An 18809-nucleotide genomic window follows, 5' to 3' on the forward strand; every position below is an offset into this window, starting at 1 on the left:
TGCGCTGTGCGACAAGCGGACGATTTACATATTGACAGAATGGGTCAAATTGTAAATCAAAGCCGAAAAGACGGTCGAAAGACAATCTGGATGAATGACCTAGAGGCACGGATACTTGACGCCGCCTTGCGCGTGTTCTCCCTCAACGGGGTGAAACGGACCAGCATGAGCGATCTGTGCGAAGAGGCCGGTGTTTCTCGCCAAACCCTCTACAACCGTTTCCGCAACAAGGACGATATCCTGCGTGGTCTCATCGGGCACTACACCGACATCGCGATCGAAGAGATCGCACAGGCCATGCCTGACCGGGCGAGCCTGAGCGAAAAGCTGGACCTTGTGTTTCAATGCATGGTGATCGATGGCTATGACACCGTTCAGGCCATGCCCCATGCGCAGGATTTCATCGACGGGGTCAACGCCGTCAGCGCGGAGGCGCTGGAAGCCTCGGCCAGCAGGTTTCGTGCAGTGATCGCGGAAATCCTGACCCCGCACGAGGCAGCATTTCGTCGGGCAGGGCTGAGCATCGACGAGTTGTCTGATTTTGTGCAGCGCGCGGCAAAGTCTGCCGGCATCCATGCGCGTGACCGGGCGCACCTCATCAGGCAACTTCGAACACTGAGGCTCCTCTGTCTGGGTGCCGCATCGGAAGACGGGCCGGACAAAACACCTTTGAAGGAGAGCAGACATGCGCAAGGGCATTAAGGCCAACGCAGAGGGCCACCAGCACAAGTCGACCCTGGCGATCCTGGCGGCGCTTGCCTTTTCCTGGACAGGTCCTTTGGCTGCCGCCGAAGACCTGCCGACCGTCAAGCTTGCCGAAGTCAGCGCCGGAAGGGCCGAGATTCGGCGGATCTTTTTTGGCAAGGCCGTTGCGCGTGAAACCGTGGATCTCGCCTTTCAGGTGGGAGGGCAGATCGTCGCGTTCCCGGTTCAGGAAGGGGCCACCGTCGCAAAAGGCTCTGTTGTCGCACAGATGGATCTGGAACCTTTCGAGCTTGCGTTCGAGCAGGCGCGTGCCAAGGAGGAGCAGGCCGCCCGTACCGTCGTGCGGTTTGAACAGCTTGCCGGATCCTCGGTCGCGGAAACCAGCCTGCAGGATGCGCGGACCACTCTGACCCTGGCCGACATTGCGGTCAGGAATGCCGAACGCGATCTGGAGCATGCCACGCTTTACGCCCCGTTCGATTCCATCGTAGCCACCCGGCTCGTTCCCAATTTCTCAACCGTCGAAGCGGGTACACCGGTGGTTCGGCTGCATGACATGTCAGAACTGAGGATCGACATCGACGTGCCCGAAATGCTGGCTCAACGCGTAGGAAGCAATCCTGACATTTCCCTGCAGGCCACATTCCCGGCGAGTGACGAGTCCTTTCCGCTCGAACTACGCGAATTCAACGCCGAAACCGCAGAGATTGGTCAGACCTACCGGATCACGCTTGGCATGCCCATGCCGCCGGATTTCGAAGTGCTTCCGGGTTCGTCTGCAAGGGTCACAGCCACGGTTAGAACCCGTGCGCAGAGCATCGAGGTTCCCGGTTCGGCCATCGTCATCGGGAATGACAGGCAGACATATGTCATGGTGTTCGAGCCCGCCGGAGCCGATCAGGGCAGGGTGACGCGCACTGCTGTCGAGATAGCGCCAACCAATCGCGGCACGGTCGAGATCGTCGCGGGTCTGCAGGCCTCGCAGGAGATCGTCGTGAGCGGGGCCGAGCAGCTTGACGATGGCGCGCGGGTGCGTCGCTTTACCGGCTTCGGGGACTGACGGTATGGACATCGCTCGTTTTTCCATAGATCGCCCGATCTATACCTGGATCATCATGCTGACCTGCCTTCTGGGCGGCATATGGGGATTTGCGACGCTCGGCCGGCTGGAAGATCCGGCCTTTACCATCAAAACTGCGATTGTGGTCACCCAGTATCCCGGCGCCTCGGCCGAGGAAGTGGCGCTGGAAGTCACTGAGCCGCTGGAATCGCAGATCCAGAAGATGGGCGAGGTCAAGGACATCGAGTCGATGAACCAGCCTGGCCTGTCCTGGATCACGGTCAACATGAAGGATACCTATGACGGTACCGAGTTGCCCGAGATATGGACCAAGTTGCGCCACCGGGTTGCCGAGGCGGCCTTGCCCAGCGGGACGAGTGCGCCCTACGTCAATGACCGTTTCGGGGATGTTTACGGGCTGTACTACGCGGTAAGCGCTCCCGGATTTTCGGACGCGGAAATGAACGAGCTTTCGACCTATCTGCGGCGCGAACTCCTGCTGGTTGACGGCGTGTCGGATGTCGTGCTTTCCGGGGTGCCCAACGAAGTTATCTATGTCGAGCCCGACCTCGCGCTCAGCTCGACCCTGGGTATCCCGCCTGCTGCGGTGATCGGTGCCGTCGCCAGCGCAAACGAGATGGTCGATGGTGGCGAATTGCAAGGCGAAAACGGCCGGACGCTGTTGCGGCGCCCGAAAGGTTCGGACAGCGTTTCCGAGATCGCGGCCCTTTCGGTGGGTGTCGGTGGTCAGATCATCAACCTGTCGGACTTTGCCCATATCCACCGCGGCCGCGAGGCCGACCCGGATCTGATCATCCGGCATGACGGTGTCGAGGCCTTTACCCTCGGCGTTGCAGGCATCGCGACCGAGAACATCGTCGATGTCGGCAAGCGGGTCGATGCCAAGCTCGACCAACTGCGGCAGGCATTGCCGCTGGGTATTTCGATCCAGTCGATCTATCGCCAGCATGCCGTTGTCGAAGAGGCCTCGAACGCCTTTCTGGTGAACCTCGCAATGTCCGTGGGCATCGTCGCGGTTGTTCTTGCCCTGTTCATGGGATGGCGGGCGGCGATCGTGGTCGGCTCGACGCTTTTGCTGACCGTGGTCGGCACGCTCTTTTTCATGGCGCTCGGATCGATCGAAATGGAGCGCATCTCGCTGGGCGCCCTCATCATCGCCATGGGTATGCTGGTCGACAACGCTATCGTCGTGGCCGAAGGCATGCAGATTGCCATGCGGCAGGGCAAATCCTCGCGCGACGCGGCGACGGAAGCGGCCAGCAAGACCCAGATTCCGCTGTTGGGCGCGACGGTGATCGGGATAATGGCCTTTGCCGGCATCGGGCTCAGCCCTGATGCGACCGGCGAGTTTCTCTTTTCGCTCTTTGCCGTGATCGCTATCTCGCTCCTGTTGTCATGGGTGCTGGCGATAACCGCGACACCGCTTCTTGGTTACTACTTCTTCGAACGTGGGGCGGAGGGCGCCAGTGACGGTTTCGACGGACGGTTGTTCCGGGCCTATGCGGCGATCTTGCGTGCGTCGTTGAAGCTGCGCTGGCTGGTCGTTGCCGCGCTGGTTGCCGGAACCGCCGTTTGCTACGCGCTGTTCGGCCAGATCAAGCAGCAGTTCTTTCCCGACAGCAACACGCCACTCTATTTCGTGCACTACAAGCTGCCGCAGGGTGCCTCGATTCACCAGACGTCCCGCGATCTCGCCGTGCTCGAGGATTGGCTTGTCGATCGTCCCGAGGTTCAGGCCGTGACTGCCTTTGCGGGCGAGGGCGCGTCTCGCTTCATGCTGACCTACGAGGCAGAGGATCCGAACCCCAGCTACGGTCACCTCATTGTACGCGTCAAATCGCTCGAGGTGATCGAAGACGAGATGGACGCGCTAGAGACGTTTGCCGGGAGTGCCGTGCCCCAGGGCGAATTCCGCGTTAAGCGTCTGGCTTTCGGACCGGGGGGTGGTGCGCCGATCGAGGTAAGGTTCATTGGGCGCGATCCGGACGTGCTGCGCGATCTGGCGGACGAGGCGATGGCGCGCATGCAGGCGGCTTCGGACAATATCGTCACCCCGCGCCACGATTGGCGCGAGCGCGAGCTGGTCCTGCGCCCGATATATGCAGAGGAGCGGGCTCAGGATGCCGGCATTTCCCGCACGAACATCACCGAAACCCTGCAATTCGCGTCCGAGGGCATCAGGGGTGGCACGTTCCGCGAACGCGACCGGCAGATCCCAATCGTCGTACGCACGTCGCAGGAGGCCGATTTGGCGTTGACCGATCACCTGATCTACTCCGATAGCGGCAATACCCTTGTGCCGCTGGAGCAGGTGATCGACGGCTTTACGTTCGAGCCACAGGACACCCTTCTTCATCGTCGTGACCGCGCCGAGGTGATTATCGTCGGTGCCGATATCCCGCGCGGCATGACCGCTGCACAGGTTCAAGGAGAAATCCAGACCGCGATCGAGGCAATGGAGATCCCCGAAGGATACGTGATGGAATGGGGCGGCGAACTGGAAAGCGCGACAGAGGCTCAGGTCGCACTGGGTGCTCAATTGCCCTTCAGCTTGATCATCATGGTGCTGATTTCGGTGCTTCTGTTCAATGCGCTGCGCCAGCCGATTATCATCTGGTTGCTGGTTCCCATGGCGGTCAACGGTGTCAGCCTTGCACTGCTTGGTACCGGGCTGCCCTTTACCTTCACTGCTCTGTTGGGGTTGCTGTCGCTGTCGGGCATGCTGATCAAGAACGGTATCGTGCTGGTGGAAGAGATCGACCTGACCCGCGCGGCGAACCCGACGCTGCCGCTGCAGGAGGCGATCGTGACCGCTTCGACATCACGTTTGCGACCGGTCTTCCTTGCGGCTGCGACGACCATCCTCGGTATGCTGCCGCTGCTGTCTGACGCGTTCTTTCAGTCCATGGCGGCAACGATCATGGGCGGACTGGCCTTCGCATCGGTCCTCACCCTCATCGCAGCACCGGTTCTGTACTACATCTTTTTCAAGCGCAGCACCGAACCGCTGGCCGCCGCGTCAGCGGCCGCGGCCTGATCGTCGGAACGTACGCGCTAGACGATTCTGGACGTGTTCGAGGCGTTTTGATGTCCTCACATACCTTTACCCGCGAGCACCTAAGGCGCGCGCGGTGTAACAACGCAACCAAAACGCGTGCTTCGAGCCACTAAATCACGAAACCTTCTCCGCGGAACCTTACCGAACAGTCCTGACAAAGGTCTTGCGTCGAGAGATGTCGTTTGTAGTCCGAAAGCAATAACGATGAGGTGAAAGCCAAGTATTCCAATCGCACTCCGTCATGTCTGGACAAACGCGAACAGCACGAAACCAGTGTATTACCGTGCGCCAGCGTTAGACTGTAGAAGGCAGCCCAAGTCATTGAAAAGACTTGGAGGCGAGTACCGGAATCGAACCGGTGTACACGGATTTGCAATCCGAGGCTTGCTGACATCATAGATAAACATGCTGCACCGCAAGTCTATTATTTTATTGATAAAGTAGGAAGGATGTGCGCATGGTTGAACATAGAGAAACCCTTAAAAACACCCGGTTTATGTGACTAAAAAGAGACTAAATTGAAGCTGCGCCTAACTGATATGGCAATCAAGAAGCTGCCGCATCCCGCTCAGGGACAAGTGACACACTGGGATGAACTGACGCCAGGTTTCGGCCTCAGGTGCTCAACCAAAAGCAAGTCGTTTGTAGTCATGTACGGCGAGAGGCGTAAGCTTAAGACGATAGGCCGCTACCCCGACATGTCGCTTTCCGACGCGCGGGCGCAAGCAAAGCGCTTTTTTGTTCTGCATCAAGAAGGGGCGCACGGAGAACACCAGCACGCAATTTCATTTGATGAGGCGAAAGATCGATTTCTTGAAGATTGTAGGAACAAGAACAAGCCCCGAACGGTTGCAGACTACACACGACACCTGGACAAGCATTTCCAGTTTTCAGGAAACCTGGAAGATGTAAGTCGCCAGCAAGTTATGAAGGTCGTTTCCAGTCTGTCGAATACGCCTTCGGAGCAATCGCACGCTTATGTTGCCATCCGCACGATGATGAACTGGTGCGTGCGACATGGGCTGGTGGAGCAATCAATCGTTCCGCAGATCAAACAAGGGTCGATTGCGCGAAATCGTGTTTTGAGCGAGGGTGAGCTGAGGGACGTCTTTCTGAGGTCACAGGAAACCCCTTTCCCCTTTGGTCCGATCATGCAGCTTTTGATCCTTACCGGTCAGCGCAGGTCAGAAGTCGGTTCATTGCGCCGGACTTGGATAATCGACGATTGCGTGGTGTTCCCTGCCGGGTTCACGAAGAACAAGCGCGAACACCGCTTCCCACTTACTGGCAGGAGCCAAGAGATCATCGAGGGTCTGCCCGATACCGGAGACCTGCTATTTCCCGCTGCGACGAACAATGAAAAAACCTTCAGCGGTTGGGCGTGGCACAAGGCGCAATTTGATGACGACCTTGAAGATGTTGCTCCCTACACATTGCACGATCTACGCCGAACCTTCGCGACTGTTCATGCCAAGATTGGGACCCCAATCCACGTTACTGAAAAGCTCTTGAACCATGTCACCGGTACCATCAGTGGTGTGGCAGCAGTCTACAACCAGCACACATACGCAGAAGAAATGAGAGAGGCGATGGCCAGATTTGATGAATACATCGTCAAATTGATTGAGACCTGATACGCTCACCCAGCCTAGGCTTTTGTCAACCCTAGGGCATCGCGGTGCTCTTCAGTCATGGAGACATCGTGATGAGGATACTTTCAAAACGCCAGCTCAAGGAGCTGGTCCTCTACTCGCCGCAACACGTCGCGCGGCTGGAAAAGGCAGGTCATTTCCCCAAGCGGGTACAGCTTGGCCCGAACAGAGTGGGATGGGTTGAGGATGAGGTGCTGGACTGGCTTCAGCAACGTCTGGATTGTCGAGAAGCGCCCAAACGACACTCCTGATACAGGAGCAGGGTGATCGGGCGTGCACAGCCCGGTCACCCATTTTGTCAGCACCCGGCCCAGACCGGACCTCCGCAGGTTCGTCGGGCGCCGCACTGCAGCTTTCGCATTCCTGCCATTAGTGCTTGGCGCAGCATTTTCACTTCGGCAATGACCGGGTCGCGGACGAAGCCGACAAATGGCGAAGCTTCGCGAATGTCCGGTCTCTTGACCGAGCCCCGTGCCAAGCCAGACCGCGCCTTGTCAGGCGCGGCCTTGTAATACCCCTCAATCGCTGGCGCGCTGACGGGCGTCTTCCAGCTTCTTGATGTCGGCCTCGCTCAGTTGCGGCCGGTCCACCTTGATGGTCAGCTTGTCGAGCCTGGCGGTCAGCTTGAACGGCGGTTTGTAATCGGCGTCATAAACCCCGGTCAGCGTGTCAGAGCCTACGTCGAACGCCTCGTCCCATTGCAGGATGACCGGGATGGTGTGCTTCATCTCCTTGCTGTCCACCACGGTGCCGTTCAACTTCAGCGTGCCGGTGCCGCCCTGACCCATGCCGCTGGTGCTGCCATAGGCCATCGTCCCGGCGCCGAGCCCGTCATATTTGAAATCGAACTCGATCACGTGCTTGCCGGGGGCCAGCGCCTCCTTGCCTTGCCACTGGATGCGTTCGAGGTTGAGCATGTTCCAGGTAAAGACCGGCTTGCTGTCCTTGAGGTAGAAGCCATAGCCGGCAAACCGCCCGCCCGAGGTCACGATCATGCCCTCCGCGCCGCCTTCGGGCACCTCGATCTCGGCGGTAAAGGTGTAGGACGAATTCAGGATGCTGGGCGAATCCCCCTGCGGCAACCCGGTCATCGGGCGGGTATAGACAAATTCGGTGCGGCCCGCGGTGATGTTAGGCCTCGGCTGGGCGAGGCGCGAGGTGACCGAGGCATCCAGCGGGAACAGCTGGTATTTCTTGGCCTCCTCGATGAAGATCGCCTTCAGCTCTTCGACCTTCTCGGGGTGATCCTTGGCCACGTCCTTTTGCTGGTTCATGTCCGTGGTGAGGTCGTAAAGCTCCAGCACCTGGTTGTTGAGCGGGTCGGGGTTCGGCGTACCCGGGGTTTCCCAGGGCATCCGGTTGACCTTGGTGCTCAAGAGCCAGCCGTCGTGATAGAGCGCCCATTGGCCCATCATCTCGAAATACTGGGTCCGGTGACGGGTCGGTGCGTCGGCATTGGCCTTGTCGAAGGTATAGGCAAAGCTGGTGCCTTCTATCGGGTGTTGCAGGATGCCATCCACCTGCATCGGCGGGGTGATCCCGGCAACCTCGAGGATGGTGGGCACCACGTCGATCACGTGCATGAACTGGTCGCGGCGTCCGCCCTTGTCGGTGATCCCTTTGGGCCAGCTGACCACCATGTTCTGCCGGATGCCGCCGAGGCGGTTGGCGTTCTGCTTGAAATAGTCGAACGGCGTGTCAAAGGCCCAGGACCAGCCCGCCGACATGTGGTTATAGGTCTCTTCGGTGCCCCATGTGTCATACCATTTCATCTGGGTCTCGATGGGCATCTCGGCGATGCCGTTGAACCAGGCCACCTCGTTCGGCGTGCCCACCGGGCCGCCCTCGGCCGAAGTGCCGTTGTCGCCGTTGATATAGATGACCAGCGTGTTTTCCAGCTGGCCCAGGTCGTCGATGGCATCGATCACCCGCCCGATCTCGTGGTCGCTGTAGGCGGCATAGGCGGCGAACACCTCGACTTGGCGGATGAACAGTTTCTTTTCGTCATCGCTCAGCTTGTCCCAAGGCGTCAGCTTGTCCGCCGGCCAGGGCGTGAGCGTGGCATCGTCGGGCACCAGCCCAAGTTTCTTCTGGTTCTCGAAGATGGTCTGGCGCAGCGCCTCGTAGCCGTCGTCGAAGAGGTTCATCGCCGCGATCCTGTCCACCCATTCCTTGGTCGGGTGGTGCGGCGCATGGGTGGCGCCGGGCGCGTATTTGACAAAGAACGGCTTGTCCGGCGCGATCTGGTGCATGTCGGTGATCCAGTCGATGGCGTCATCGGCCATGCCGGTGATCAGGTTCCACTCCGGGTCGCCGTCGAAGGGATAGATTTGCGTGGTGTTGCGGAACAGGTTCGGTTGCCACTGGTTGGCGTCGCCGCCAACGAAGCCATAGAAGTATTCAAAGCCAAGGCCCGTCGGCCACTGGTCGAACGGCCCCGACTGGCTGGCCTGGAAGGCCGGCACGTTGTGGTCCTTGCCGAACCAGGAGGTGTTATAGCCGTTCTCGACCAGGATCCGCCCGATGGTGGCCTTGTCCTCGGTGATGATCGAGTTGTAGCCAGGATAGCCCGTGGATCGCTCGGAAATCACGCCGAACCCCACCGAATGGTGGTTGCGCCCGGTGATCAGCGCGGCGCGGGTGGGCGAGCACAGCGCGGTGGAGTGGATGTTGGTATAGCTCAGCCCCTCGGCGGCGAGCTGGTCCATGGTTTCGGTCGGGATCACCCCGCCAAAGGTGCTGGGCACGCCGAAACCGGCATCGTCGGTGATGATCAACAGCACGTTTGGCGCGCCCTCGGGCGGCACCACGCGCGGCGGCCACCACGGCGTGGATTTTTCGGCCTGTTGTTCGATCTGGCCGCCAAAAGGCGCGGGTGGCGGCGGCAATTGCCGTCCATCGATCGTGGTCGTAGCGGCAGGAGAGCCCGGCGGCGGCGCGGCATCCTGTGCAAGCAGCGGAGCGGCCGCCGCGGCGATAAGTAAGCTTGCTGTTGCCAAGTTCCGCCTTATCTCGATCATCTCCATAGCTCATTCCTCCTAAACTCGCATAGAGATACGCCCGCCGGGCGTGCCCGACCGCGGTCAGGGCGCAATGGCACCAAGATCTCGGGAGTGAGGACTTGATCTGGATCAATCCCCGCGCCCCGATTTGACTTTAGAGGCCATGTCGTGATCCTGACCGAGGCCGAGCCCCATGCCGCACAGCATCCCCTTGATCCGCGCAGCCGCGATCACCCCCATACGACGCTGGGTCGAGGAACGGGGCGAGGATGTCGGACCGTTCCTCGCACGTGCCGATCTGAGCTGGGTGCCAGCGGACGATCCTGCGCTGCCCGTGCCCCTGCGCAGTGTCGTGCGCTTGCTCGTCGAGATTTCGCGCGCCGCGGGCCCGGATACACCCCATCGGATCGTGAACGGGCGTGGCGGTTTCGAGATCGGCCTGATCGGCAGGGCTGCGTTCCGCGGACCCACCGTGCGCGATGGTTTCGCCCGGATCGCGCGCATGATGCCGGCCCATTGCACCCACGAGATATTCACGGTCGCCTTATCGGGCGATGGTCTGCACATTCGTGACGGATGGGCTTATGACCTCGGCGATGACGAAGCCCTGTATCTGGTGCAGCAATACGTGGCGTCGCTTATCGACATGATCTGCAGTGTCGCGCACCCCGAAGCGCCGCGCGCGGAAAGGGTGGAGATGGTGCCCCATCCCGAGGCGGGATTGAACCACCTGCGACCCTGGCTGGGAGACCGTTTGCAGCCCGCCCCGTTGCGTGCCCTGGATTTTCTCGTGGGCTCGGACGTGGCCGCGCAGCGCTTCCCCAAGGGCGCGCAGGAGCGTGCCCGAGAAGCCAATGGGGAAACAGGAAGGCGGATAGCGTCCGGCGCATCACTGGCTGACCAGGTCTCGGCACTGGTCGCCGTGATGCTTCCACGGACGACACCCCATCTGGACCGGGTCGCCGCGGCCGCCGGGATCAGCGGTCGGACCTTGCGGCGCGCCCTCCGGCAGAACGGCACCAGCTTTTCAGATGTGGTCGAGCGAACGCGCGCGCAGATCGCTGTCGACCGGGTGCGCAACGACACTGACGTGTCGCTCGGGTCCATCGCGGCGGACCTTGGATATGCCAACCAAGCAACCCTTTCGCGCGCTGTACGTCGATGGACCGGCCAGACTCCAAGAAGCCTCCGAAGCGGCCTGAAAAGCCGTATCGAACCGGGCAAGCCTGTGTCCGAAACCAGACTCTCCAAATAGCACGGAATTGGTCCGCATCGGGCTCCGAGCCGACTTGCGGCAGCGCAGAAAACATCTCGATAACAAGCGAATGCGGATGTCGGCGTTCAACATAACAGCTTGATCCGTTCGCGCCTGCGGAGAAAGTCCGGAATCCGCCCATCGTTCCAGAAACCCCGTCAAACCTCGCAGATCGAAACCTCTGACGCATTGACCCGCTCCCAAGGTTTCTCGAACAGCCGCCTGGCAACGCCGGACAAACCGCCGCCACAACGCACACTGAGCATCGCCTGCGTCAACACCGCCTTATCCGCCGCGACCGGCCGATCCCGCATCAAGGCCAGGAACCGCTCCTGCTTTGACCGGCTTGTGAACACCCAGAGCACGACCAGGTTCGCCTTGAGCCCGTAGTGCGATTTGTACGTCTCGTTGGCCAGAATGTCGTCATATTGCGCGATGGTTCGAGCCCAGCTTTTGCGGTTTGCGGGCGAGGTCTTGGGTTCGGTGCCGCGATCGACCTCGAGGGCGAAGGCACGGTATCGACCGTCATAGTCGAGGGCGAAGAGCTGGTCTGGAATCAGCGTGGAAGGCCCGTGCGGGATGGCGATGGATGCGCCGCTGCGGTTTAGAATTTCATGGGCGGGGATGTAGCGGATACCCGCATGGGCGGCGCAGATGTCGATGGAGCTGGTGACGCAGGCCGTGAGATAGGCGTGCCACCAATGTCCGGTCGGGCGGTGCGTTGGTTCTGCCAGGCCGAGTTCAGCCAGGTGGTCGTGGGCCCTGTCGGTCAGGTCATAGATATAGGGGTTGAACTCGGCGCGTTCGGTGGCGCGTTGCTGCGGGGGCAGGCAGAGATAGCCGCCAGCGCGCAGTTTCTGCATTTGGCGCAGCGCGGTGTCGCGGCACCTGTGTGTATCGCGCGTGAGCTCATAGAGATATTGCGAGCTTTGCGGCCCGTGACGTTCTATATGTTTGAGCCAGCGCAGCTCGCGCGCCGTCGGTCGGACGTGCCGCTCTGGCGCGATATAGTGGAAGGTCGCACGGCCGAGGCGGTCTGTTTGTGGATGTGCCATGCACGCAGGATATGCCGGTTTCGGCGGTGTTTCCCGGTCCGGATTCAGATTGGTGAGCGATTTTTCCGACGGTGTTCAGACCAGCGGTTCCGCCTTGGTTTGCCGTGATCTGGCATGTTCCGAGAGGATCATGTCGCCACGGGCAGGGTTCTGTTTCCGGATTGCCACAGGCAAGCCAATCTGACCGTCATAACTCGTCAGACGGCTCCATCGGATCCTTGGGTGTCTTTGTTTCCTCGTCCGGGTCTTCGTCTGTCCCCGGCGATTTGAAGCTCGGTCCCATGGCTTTCCTGAGTTCATCCCAGCCGATGTCACCCTTGTCTGCGGTTTTGGCTGTGGCCGTGGATTTGCGCGGCTTTCGGGCTGTTGAGGATTTAGGGTTCCGCGTCACCGTGCGTGACGACTTTGAGGCCGCATCAGCGGTTGCGGCCCCGGGTTTTGTCCGGACGGACCCGTCAGCGCGTTCGCCGGAGTCTTCGCCTGGTTCCTGTTCAGCTGCCCCTGCACCGTCGCCTCCCGACCCGCCACCGGATGGCGGCTGCGGAGTCTCGGGCTCGGGCGGCGGCGATCCGCCCTGATCCTCCGGTGGCGTCTCGTCAGATGGCGTGTCCGTGCCCCAGGGTTCGGCATAGGCGGCGCGGCTTGTCTCGCGGATTGCCAGAAGGTCCTCGGGCGAGCGCAGCCCCATCTTCTCGAGCACGAAGAACGGAAAGCTCATCGGCACGCCGCGATCGGTGAGGCCGCGGATGTAGGTGACGAAGGTGCCCTTGGGCTGACGCTGGATCGTGTCGGCATCGGTGCCGATCTGGCCGGAGAGCGCACGTGCGTCGCGGGCGGATACGCCGCCGGCCAGCTTGATCGTGGTGTTGGCCTCGAAGGCCTCCTGCAGGCCCTGGGAGAGCTGGCCGAGATATTGGTGCGCCATCACCATGCCGACCCGGTACTTGCGGGCCTGGCTCAGGATGATGCCGATGTTGGGGTCGAAGTAATCCTGCGCCTCGTCGATATAGACCATGACCGGCAGGCGGTCGTGACCCGCAAGCGTGGCGCGTTCCTGCGCCGCCTGGGCAATCAGCGCGATGAAGAACCGGCCGAAGATCTCGGTGCCCTGTTCCTTCAGCAGCGACTTGGCCGTGTTGATCAGGATCAGCTTGCCCGCGTTCATTTCCTCGAACATGTCGAACTTGGATTGCGGGTGCGAGAACATCCGCTCAAAAGTCTGGTTCTCCAGGACCCCGTAGATGCGGCGCAGCACTTGAGTGCGCGTATTGGCAAATTCCTTGCTGTCGAATTCGGTCTCGAAGAAGCGCCGGGGCGTGCCTTCGAGCTTCTCGATGCTGGCCCGGTGCTTCTGCGTCCCGCCGGGCTCCAGAAGTTCCCGCAGCGTATGGATGGTGGCGCCCGGGACATGGAACATGAGCCGGGTCACGTAGCGAAAGACCACGCTCTGCTTGGCGGTCATGCCGGCTGAGAGCAGCGAACCCAACACGAAGTCGTAGAGCTCGATGATGGAATTGGTCAGGCGTTCGCGTTCCAGCGGATCATAGCCCTCAAGCCGGTCCTGGCCGACCGAAAAGAGGTTCAGGCAGACCGGGTAATGGATGTCCTCGGGATCGATCAGAACGATCCGATCGGGGTCGAGGATGTCGGCTTTGAGGATGGTGTTGATCATGTCGCCCTGGCTGTCGATAACGATCACGGTCTTCTTTCCCTCGGCGACGTCCTCGAGATCTTTCGCGATGAAGTATTGCAGCGTCTGGGTTTTGCCGTGACCTGAACCGGCAATGATGTGGGTATGCTCGAACCGTCGATCTTCTGGAACCGTGAACGGCGTTCTGAGCGAGAACAAATCCTTCAGGTAGGTACCCCGCAGGTAGGTGTCGACGAGATCGTCTCCCTTGTAGTCGGAGGGAAAGATCGGGGTAGTGCGATGCGTGGCCTGCAGGTTGGCATCGAGCCGCTGGCGGAGCGCCTTGAAGTGCATGTAGTCGCTGTCGCGGAAGAAGGGCGCGACCACGTTCTCTATCGTCTGTCCCAGCGGATGGGTGAACTGTGTGATCTCGACCAGCACATCGCCCTCGATGGGCGGCACGGCGTTTGCAATGGGCGCCAGCGCCTCGGAAAGGATATCGAGGGCCGAGAGGACCATAACCCGGTCGCTCCGCGCCTGGCCGGCCTTGGCCAGCATGTCGCGATAGCGCGCCCCTTCGACCGTGTTGCACAGCGCCGGTGGCGGCGGCACCTCGGGGCTTAGGCCTTCCTGTTCAAAGAGCCGGCGCCCCACATCCAGGAGTTGCACGCGCAGCGCGCCCGGCAGGTCCGGTGGCCAGTGCCGTGAGAGCGCGTCGTCGATTTCTACATCGCTGAGTTCGACCGTGCCCGCGAGTGCGTGTCGGTATAGAGTTTCGGTTTCCTCGCGGGCAAGGCGCTCTAGCCGCGCCGGGCTTTCCGTGTAGAGGCGATAGCCGACGTAAGCCACGATGCCGGCAATCGCGATCGGCGTGATGAAGATCGCGATCAGAAGGAGCGTGCCGACAATCGCAAAGACGAGGAACAGCCCGGCGGTTTCTTCAAACACACCACGCGACATCAGAACTCGACCACGGTGCGGCTGCCGGTCTCGGCATTGTCGTCGAGCCAAAGCTTCATCTGCCCGAGCACCTCGAGCAGGTTGTCTTCGTAGATCTTTGCCTGGCTTGGATTGGCACACAGAAACCGGTCGACCTGTTCATTCATCAGATGACTGACGCGGAGCTCGAACTTCTCGTCCCGGTCATCGACGCGGGCGTTCGCAGGGCGCCGGTCGAGAAGTTTGATCTTCAGCAGATTGCGCTGTCGGATGATCTGTTTCTCTTCATGGCTGAACGCCACCGACAGGCGAACTTCCTGGTAGGTGGTCTTGAGCACGAACCCCTTCCGAACCGTATGGTGAGAGATCGACACCCGCATGTTTCTACACCGCCCCCAGATCAATCTAGGAGGGGTGGGCGGTCGGGGGAAAATAGAATCCGAGAGGATTCAGATATGAAGTCACGGGAAAGATCGGGGTGTGTTTGCGCAGCCATGTTCAACCTCGTTCCGCTATGTGTCCCCATACACGATACCCATAGAGGTTGGGGGTGCCTTATGGGGGGCGTGTATGGGGGGAAGGTGTTTGGATTTCTAAGTTGATAGATCGACGCTTCTTTTTGCTTTCTCTAGGGTGCCGAACACGGTCCCGCGATATACGAACCCTGACTCAACAACTGCAATTTCCTGCCCATTGTATGTGAGCGATTGGCCGGGTTTAGGACCCTCGACTTCGGGTTCGGTTCCATTCGTCAATAACCGGCTGGGACGGGCGTTCTGTTCATCGGGTGTGGTGTCGCGCAAATCCGCGAAAGACTGGCCGGCATCGTCTGCGGCAGCATCGGCCTGGTCCGCGAAGCTTGCGACATCGCTGTATCCGTCAGCCCGCATCCTTTGTCTGGATATCTCGAGTTGCTCGCGCGCGATCTTCAGGTTCTGCTGAGCGTATTCGGCGGAATCGACTCCCGCTCGACCGATCTGGACCGCGACGAGCCCAAGAAAGCCGAGAAACATGACGGCCAAACCGGGCAGTGCGCTCAGAGCGGCCATTCCGCCAGATCGGCCGTAAGACGATCCAAATTGCGATCCAGCGGTGAAACCGGCGAGCAAAAAGAGCCCGCCGCCGATTATGACGCACCAGGATAGAAATCCCAAGATGCTGAAATACGTCCGCGCGGCTTCATACGATCTCATTTGTCCCCCTCCCGCAGATTTTTCGAAAAGCCTGCAGGCAAAGGTTGTGTCGAGTCAATCGAATCCGGTTCCGCGTCGATTGGCGGAGATAATCGAGGGGGGCCTCAATTCGGGGGCAGTAGGCAGCGTCCCGGCGTTTCGTGCTATGATTGATGCGGCAGTTCTTTTCTTCGAATATCCTCGGTCATTGCGCCGCGCCAATGGCTCACTCGAGCTGACCTCGCGGTCAGCGCGACCGGGTTGAACTGCCTCTTCAATCCACCTCTCAACTCGAAAGGAGTCATCTGATGACCCTCTGCCTGCACACAGGCGGGGAGGAGGTTGCGCTGGCAGATCTGCGCGATCTCGACACCCCCGCCGCAACGGCCTCCCACGTGCCGATCCCCCATATCGACGTCGTCGACATGGTCAGATACGCACTCGGGTTCCACGGCCACGATATCGTCGAGGAAGCCCATGCGATCACGCCGGGGGGCGATCGCTATTTCGGCCTTCTGTCGCTCAGGTCGGCTTACGGCGATTACACTGATACGGTCGGTCTGCGGAACAGCCACGACAAAAGCTTCCCGATCGGGATCAGCTTCGGCAGCCGCGTCTTTGTCTGTGACAATCTCGCCTTCCTCGGCGATACCGTCATCCGGCGCAAGCACACGGTGAATGCCAAGCGCGACCTGCCCGGGCTCGTCGCCGGTGTTGTCGAGCCGCTGCGCGGGGTCCGTCAGGAGCAGAACCGGGTCATTGAGCTCTACCGGCAGACGCCGGTCGATGACATCATGGTGGACCACGCGATCATGCAGCTCTACCGGCGCGGGATCATCACCGTGCAGCGCATCGCGCAAGTCATGCGGAACTGGGAAGACGAGGACCTGGGCTGGGGCGACAAGACCGCCTGGCGGCTCTTCAACGCGACGACGCTCGCCCTCAATGGACGAGTCGCGGAGAACCCCACGGTCACGCGGGAGCTGCATGCCGTCATTGACGGAATATGTGAGCCTGGCGAGTGACACCCATGGCGCGGAACCGAACCGGTTCCGCGCTTTTTCCTGATCCTTCCCCTGGCATCCGCCGCGTCCGGTGAACAGGGGCTGGGGTGCCGCGGGCGGAGCCCGCGTCAGCCTCCGCCCCGCATCCCGGTTCCTCCCACGCGTGCCGCGCGGGTCCCTCCCATATGCGCGTCTCCGGCCCCCTGTCTCACCGGCCGCCGCGGCCGCAGGGCGGGCTTCGCCCGTCCTGCTCTGCCGGTTCGGAAAGCACGGGGGCTTTCCGAACCGGCAGAGCCGGACGGTCTCCGATTAAGCGGACGGATGGTCCGTTCGCAACTGATGGAGACAGAGATGAACAAGCAGAATGTGGTGACACCAAAGATGAACGAGGTCGCTGATGCCGGGGCAGGATCGGTCGAGTGGTTGCCGTTCGCGGACCTGAGGGTGTCGGACCTGAACCAGCGGTCGGTGATCGATGAAGACGCGATTGCAAAGCTGGCGGAGAACATCCGCGACAAGGGCCTGATCCAGAACCTCGCCGGTCTGCGCGAGGCTGACGGCGCGGTCGGGATCGTTGCGGGCGGGCGTCGTCTGCGTGCGCTGGCGCTGGTGCAGGACGATCCCCGGTTCCATCTGGTGCCGGTCAAGGTGACCGGGGACGCGCAGGTGGCGAAAGCATGGGCGGCCTCCGAGAACCACCTGCGCGAGGGTCTGCATCCCGCAGATGAAATCCGCGAATACGGCGCGATGGCCAAGGACGGCGTGCCGGTGCCCGCCATCGCATTGGCTTTCGGGGTGAGTGAACCGCATGTCTATCGCCGCCTCAAGCTGGCGGGTCTGCCGGAGCCGGTGCTGGCTGCGCTCAAGGCGGACGGCATCACGCTGGCCATGGCCACCTGCTTCACCCTCTGCGAGGACGAGGCCCATGCGCTGGCGGTGCTGGAGCGGGTGCGGCACGAGCCGGTCAGCGAGCATGTGCTGAAACGGATGCTCAAACCCGACAGCGTTAAGAGCACAGACCGCCGGGCCTTGTTCGTGGGCGAGGCGGCCTACACGGAGGCAGGCGGGCGTCTGACCCGCGACCTCTTTACCGAGGAAACCCTGTTCGACGACGCCGAAATCCTCGATCAGGTCTTCCGCGAGAAACTGGAACAGGCCGCCGATGAAATCCAGTCAGAGGAGGGCTGGAAATGGGCCGAGGCCTGTTTTGAGCCTTATCTCGGCTGGTACCAGATCGAGGAACGGAAGATGGCGCGGGTTTATCCAGAACCGGGTATGCTCGACGAGGATCAGCAGCAGCGCTTCGACGATCTGGCCGAACTGGCTGAAAGTGATGTGCTGGATGCAGAAGGGATGGCGGAACTGGCCGATCTGCAGGCCATCCTCGATGGCACATTCAGCGAGGTCCAGAAGGCGCTCTCCGGGGCGATGGTCTATGTCGATCACGATGGCGACCTGAGCGTCTGCGGCGGTCTTATCGCCAAGGAAGATCGCGCGGCGGCGGAAGCCGCAGGTATCCTGCAGCCCTCTCAGCATGGCAAATCCGACACCGCCAAACCCGCCATCTCAGCCAAGCTGCAGGACGATCTGAACCGGGTCGCAACCGGGGCGCGGCAGAACGCGGTGCTGGATCACCCGGACCTGCTGCTGGACCTGCTGGCCTTTCAGTTGTCCGGCCGCATGGGTTCTCGCGGGGCCTTCGGGATCAGGACCGAGGACGTGCCGAACATGCCGGAACAGGCCGAGGGCTATGACCCCGATCCGCGCCTGACGGAACCTGTTGTCCCCCCGACAGACCCGTGGGCCGTCGATCTGGTGCGTGCTTTCCGGGCGTTTCGAAAGCGGGGTCGCGAGAAGGTCCGCGCCGACCTGACCCGGCAGCTGGCCGCGTTGCTGACCATCAGCGACGACAAACTCGGCGCGCTGATCGACAAGGAGGCCAAGACCGGCATCCGGGCCATCTGGACCCCGACTGCCGACAATTTCTTCAAACGGGTCAGTGGTGGCTACCTCGACGATCTGCATCGTGACCTGCTGGGTCTCAAGCCAGAGCATCCGACCACGACCACCTTTGCCAAGCTCAAGAAGGGGGAAAAGGCCGAGCGGTTGGAAAAACTCTTCGGCAATGCCGAGTTCCGCAAAGCGCACAGCCTCACCGAGGCGCAGGTCAAGCGGATCGATGCGTGGCTGCCCGACGAGATGGGCTGAGCCGGTCGCTTCCTCACCCAGAAACAAGAAAGCCGCGTCCGATCCGGG

General features: G+C 61.1%; 13 protein-coding genes. 8 read left to right on the forward strand and 5 right to left on the reverse strand.

Features of this window, described 5'->3' with window-relative positions:
• The first annotated feature begins 90 nt into the window (after positions 1-90).
• The 5 genes from ACFORG_RS17775 (at position 91) to ACFORG_RS17795 (ending at position 6747) form a co-directional block, all read left to right on the forward strand.
• A complete protein-coding gene (locus ACFORG_RS17775; protein ID WP_386736878.1) occupies positions 91-702 on the forward strand; it encodes a TetR/AcrR family transcriptional regulator in 612 nt (203 codons plus the stop codon).
• Positions 686-1765 (forward strand): efflux RND transporter periplasmic adaptor subunit, encoded by a 1080-nt coding sequence (locus ACFORG_RS17780; RefSeq protein WP_386736879.1) that lies wholly within the window; start codon positions 686-688, stop codon positions 1763-1765. Before ACFORG_RS17775 ends, ACFORG_RS17780 begins: the two co-directional genes overlap by 17 nt.
• Before the next feature lie 4 nt (positions 1766-1769).
• Positions 1770-4823, forward strand: coding sequence for an efflux RND transporter permease subunit (locus ACFORG_RS17785; protein WP_386736880.1), 3054 nt, complete (start codon positions 1770-1772; stop codon positions 4821-4823).
• 539 nt (positions 4824-5362) lie between these two features.
• Positions 5363-6478 carry a tyrosine-type recombinase/integrase gene (locus ACFORG_RS17790; protein WP_386736881.1) on the forward strand — a complete coding sequence of 372 codons (1116 nt, stop codon included), beginning with the start codon at positions 5363-5365 and terminating at the stop codon, positions 6476-6478.
• A gap of 71 nt (positions 6479-6549) precedes the next feature.
• Positions 6550-6747: a helix-turn-helix transcriptional regulator gene (locus ACFORG_RS17795; protein ID WP_386736882.1), complete on the forward strand. Its 198-nt coding sequence runs from the start codon at positions 6550-6552 to the stop codon at positions 6745-6747.
• A gap of 267 nt (positions 6748-7014) precedes the next feature.
• Here the strand turns inward: ACFORG_RS17795 and ACFORG_RS17800 are convergent, their stop codons facing one another.
• Positions 7015-9522 (reverse strand): arylsulfatase, encoded by a 2508-nt coding sequence (locus tag ACFORG_RS17800; RefSeq protein WP_386736883.1) that lies wholly within the window; start codon positions 9520-9522, stop codon positions 7015-7017.
• A 169-nt stretch (positions 9523-9691) separates the two neighbouring features.
• On the opposite strand from ACFORG_RS17800, the gene ACFORG_RS17805 reads away from it, so the two are divergent.
• Complete coding sequence (locus ACFORG_RS17805) at positions 9692-10753, forward strand: helix-turn-helix domain-containing protein (protein ID WP_386736884.1); 1062 nt, start codon at positions 9692-9694, stop codon at positions 10751-10753.
• 158 nt (positions 10754-10911) lie between these two features.
• Here the strand turns inward: ACFORG_RS17805 and ACFORG_RS17810 are convergent, their stop codons facing one another.
• From ACFORG_RS17810 to ACFORG_RS17825, 4 genes are all read right to left on the reverse strand, one after another.
• Entirely contained in the window at positions 10912-11808 is an 897-nt protein-coding gene (locus ACFORG_RS17810) for a replication-relaxation family protein (RefSeq protein WP_386736885.1), read from the reverse strand.
• A 187-nt stretch (positions 11809-11995) separates the two neighbouring features.
• Positions 11996-14398: a type IV secretory system conjugative DNA transfer family protein gene (locus tag ACFORG_RS17815; protein WP_386736886.1), complete on the reverse strand. Its 2403-nt coding sequence runs from the start codon at positions 14396-14398 to the stop codon at positions 11996-11998.
• The gene (locus ACFORG_RS17820) at positions 14398-14715 is read right to left on the reverse strand and encodes a hypothetical protein (protein WP_386736887.1); all 318 of its coding nucleotides are present in this window, start codon (positions 14713-14715) and stop codon (positions 14398-14400) included. Before ACFORG_RS17820 ends, ACFORG_RS17815 begins: the two co-directional genes overlap by 1 nt.
• 255 nt (positions 14716-14970) lie before the next feature.
• Positions 14971-15390, reverse strand: coding sequence for a hypothetical protein (locus tag ACFORG_RS17825; protein ID WP_386736888.1), 420 nt, complete (start codon positions 15388-15390; stop codon positions 14971-14973).
• A 467-nt stretch (positions 15391-15857) separates the two neighbouring features.
• Between ACFORG_RS17825 and ACFORG_RS17830 the strand changes: the two genes are divergently transcribed.
• Complete coding sequence (locus ACFORG_RS17830) at positions 15858-16574, forward strand: DUF932 domain-containing protein (protein ID WP_386736889.1); 717 nt, start codon at positions 15858-15860, stop codon at positions 16572-16574.
• A gap of 330 nt (positions 16575-16904) precedes the next feature.
• On the forward strand, positions 16905-18761 hold the full coding sequence (locus tag ACFORG_RS17835; protein ID WP_386736890.1) for a ParB/RepB/Spo0J family partition protein: 1857 nt from the start codon (positions 16905-16907) through the stop codon (positions 18759-18761).
• Positions 18762-18809: the final 48 nt, after the last annotated feature.

This window comes from Lutimaribacter marinistellae (genome assembly GCF_042648365.1).
Taxonomy (GTDB): domain Bacteria; phylum Pseudomonadota; class Alphaproteobacteria; order Rhodobacterales; family Rhodobacteraceae; genus Lutimaribacter_A; species Lutimaribacter_A marinistellae.

Coding starts and splice junctions, on each gene's coding strand:
- ACFORG_RS17775 (WP_386736878.1), top strand. CDS start 91: ATGAATGACCTAGAGGCACGGATACTTGACGCCGCCTTGCGCGTGTTC.
- ACFORG_RS17780 (WP_386736879.1), top strand. CDS start 686: ATGCGCAAGGGCATTAAGGCCAACGCAGAGGGCCACCAGCACAAGTCG.
- ACFORG_RS17785 (WP_386736880.1), top strand. CDS start 1,770: ATGGACATCGCTCGTTTTTCCATAGATCGCCCGATCTATACCTGGATC.
- ACFORG_RS17795 (WP_386736882.1), top strand. CDS start 6,550: ATGAGGATACTTTCAAAACGCCAGCTCAAGGAGCTGGTCCTCTACTCG.
- ACFORG_RS17800 (WP_386736883.1), bottom strand. CDS start 9,522: ATGGAGATGATCGAGATAAGGCGGAACTTGGCAACAGCAAGCTTACTT.
- ACFORG_RS17805 (WP_386736884.1), top strand. CDS start 9,692: ATGCCGCACAGCATCCCCTTGATCCGCGCAGCCGCGATCACCCCCATA.
- ACFORG_RS17810 (WP_386736885.1), bottom strand. CDS start 11,808: ATGGCACATCCACAAACAGACCGCCTCGGCCGTGCGACCTTCCACTAT.
- ACFORG_RS17815 (WP_386736886.1), bottom strand. CDS start 14,398: ATGTCGCGTGGTGTGTTTGAAGAAACCGCCGGGCTGTTCCTCGTCTTT.
- ACFORG_RS17825 (WP_386736888.1), bottom strand. CDS start 15,390: ATGTTTCTCGGCTTTCTTGGGCTCGTCGCGGTCCAGATCGGTCGAGCG.
- ACFORG_RS17830 (WP_386736889.1), top strand. CDS start 15,858: ATGACCCTCTGCCTGCACACAGGCGGGGAGGAGGTTGCGCTGGCAGAT.
- ACFORG_RS17835 (WP_386736890.1), top strand. CDS start 16,905: ATGAACAAGCAGAATGTGGTGACACCAAAGATGAACGAGGTCGCTGAT.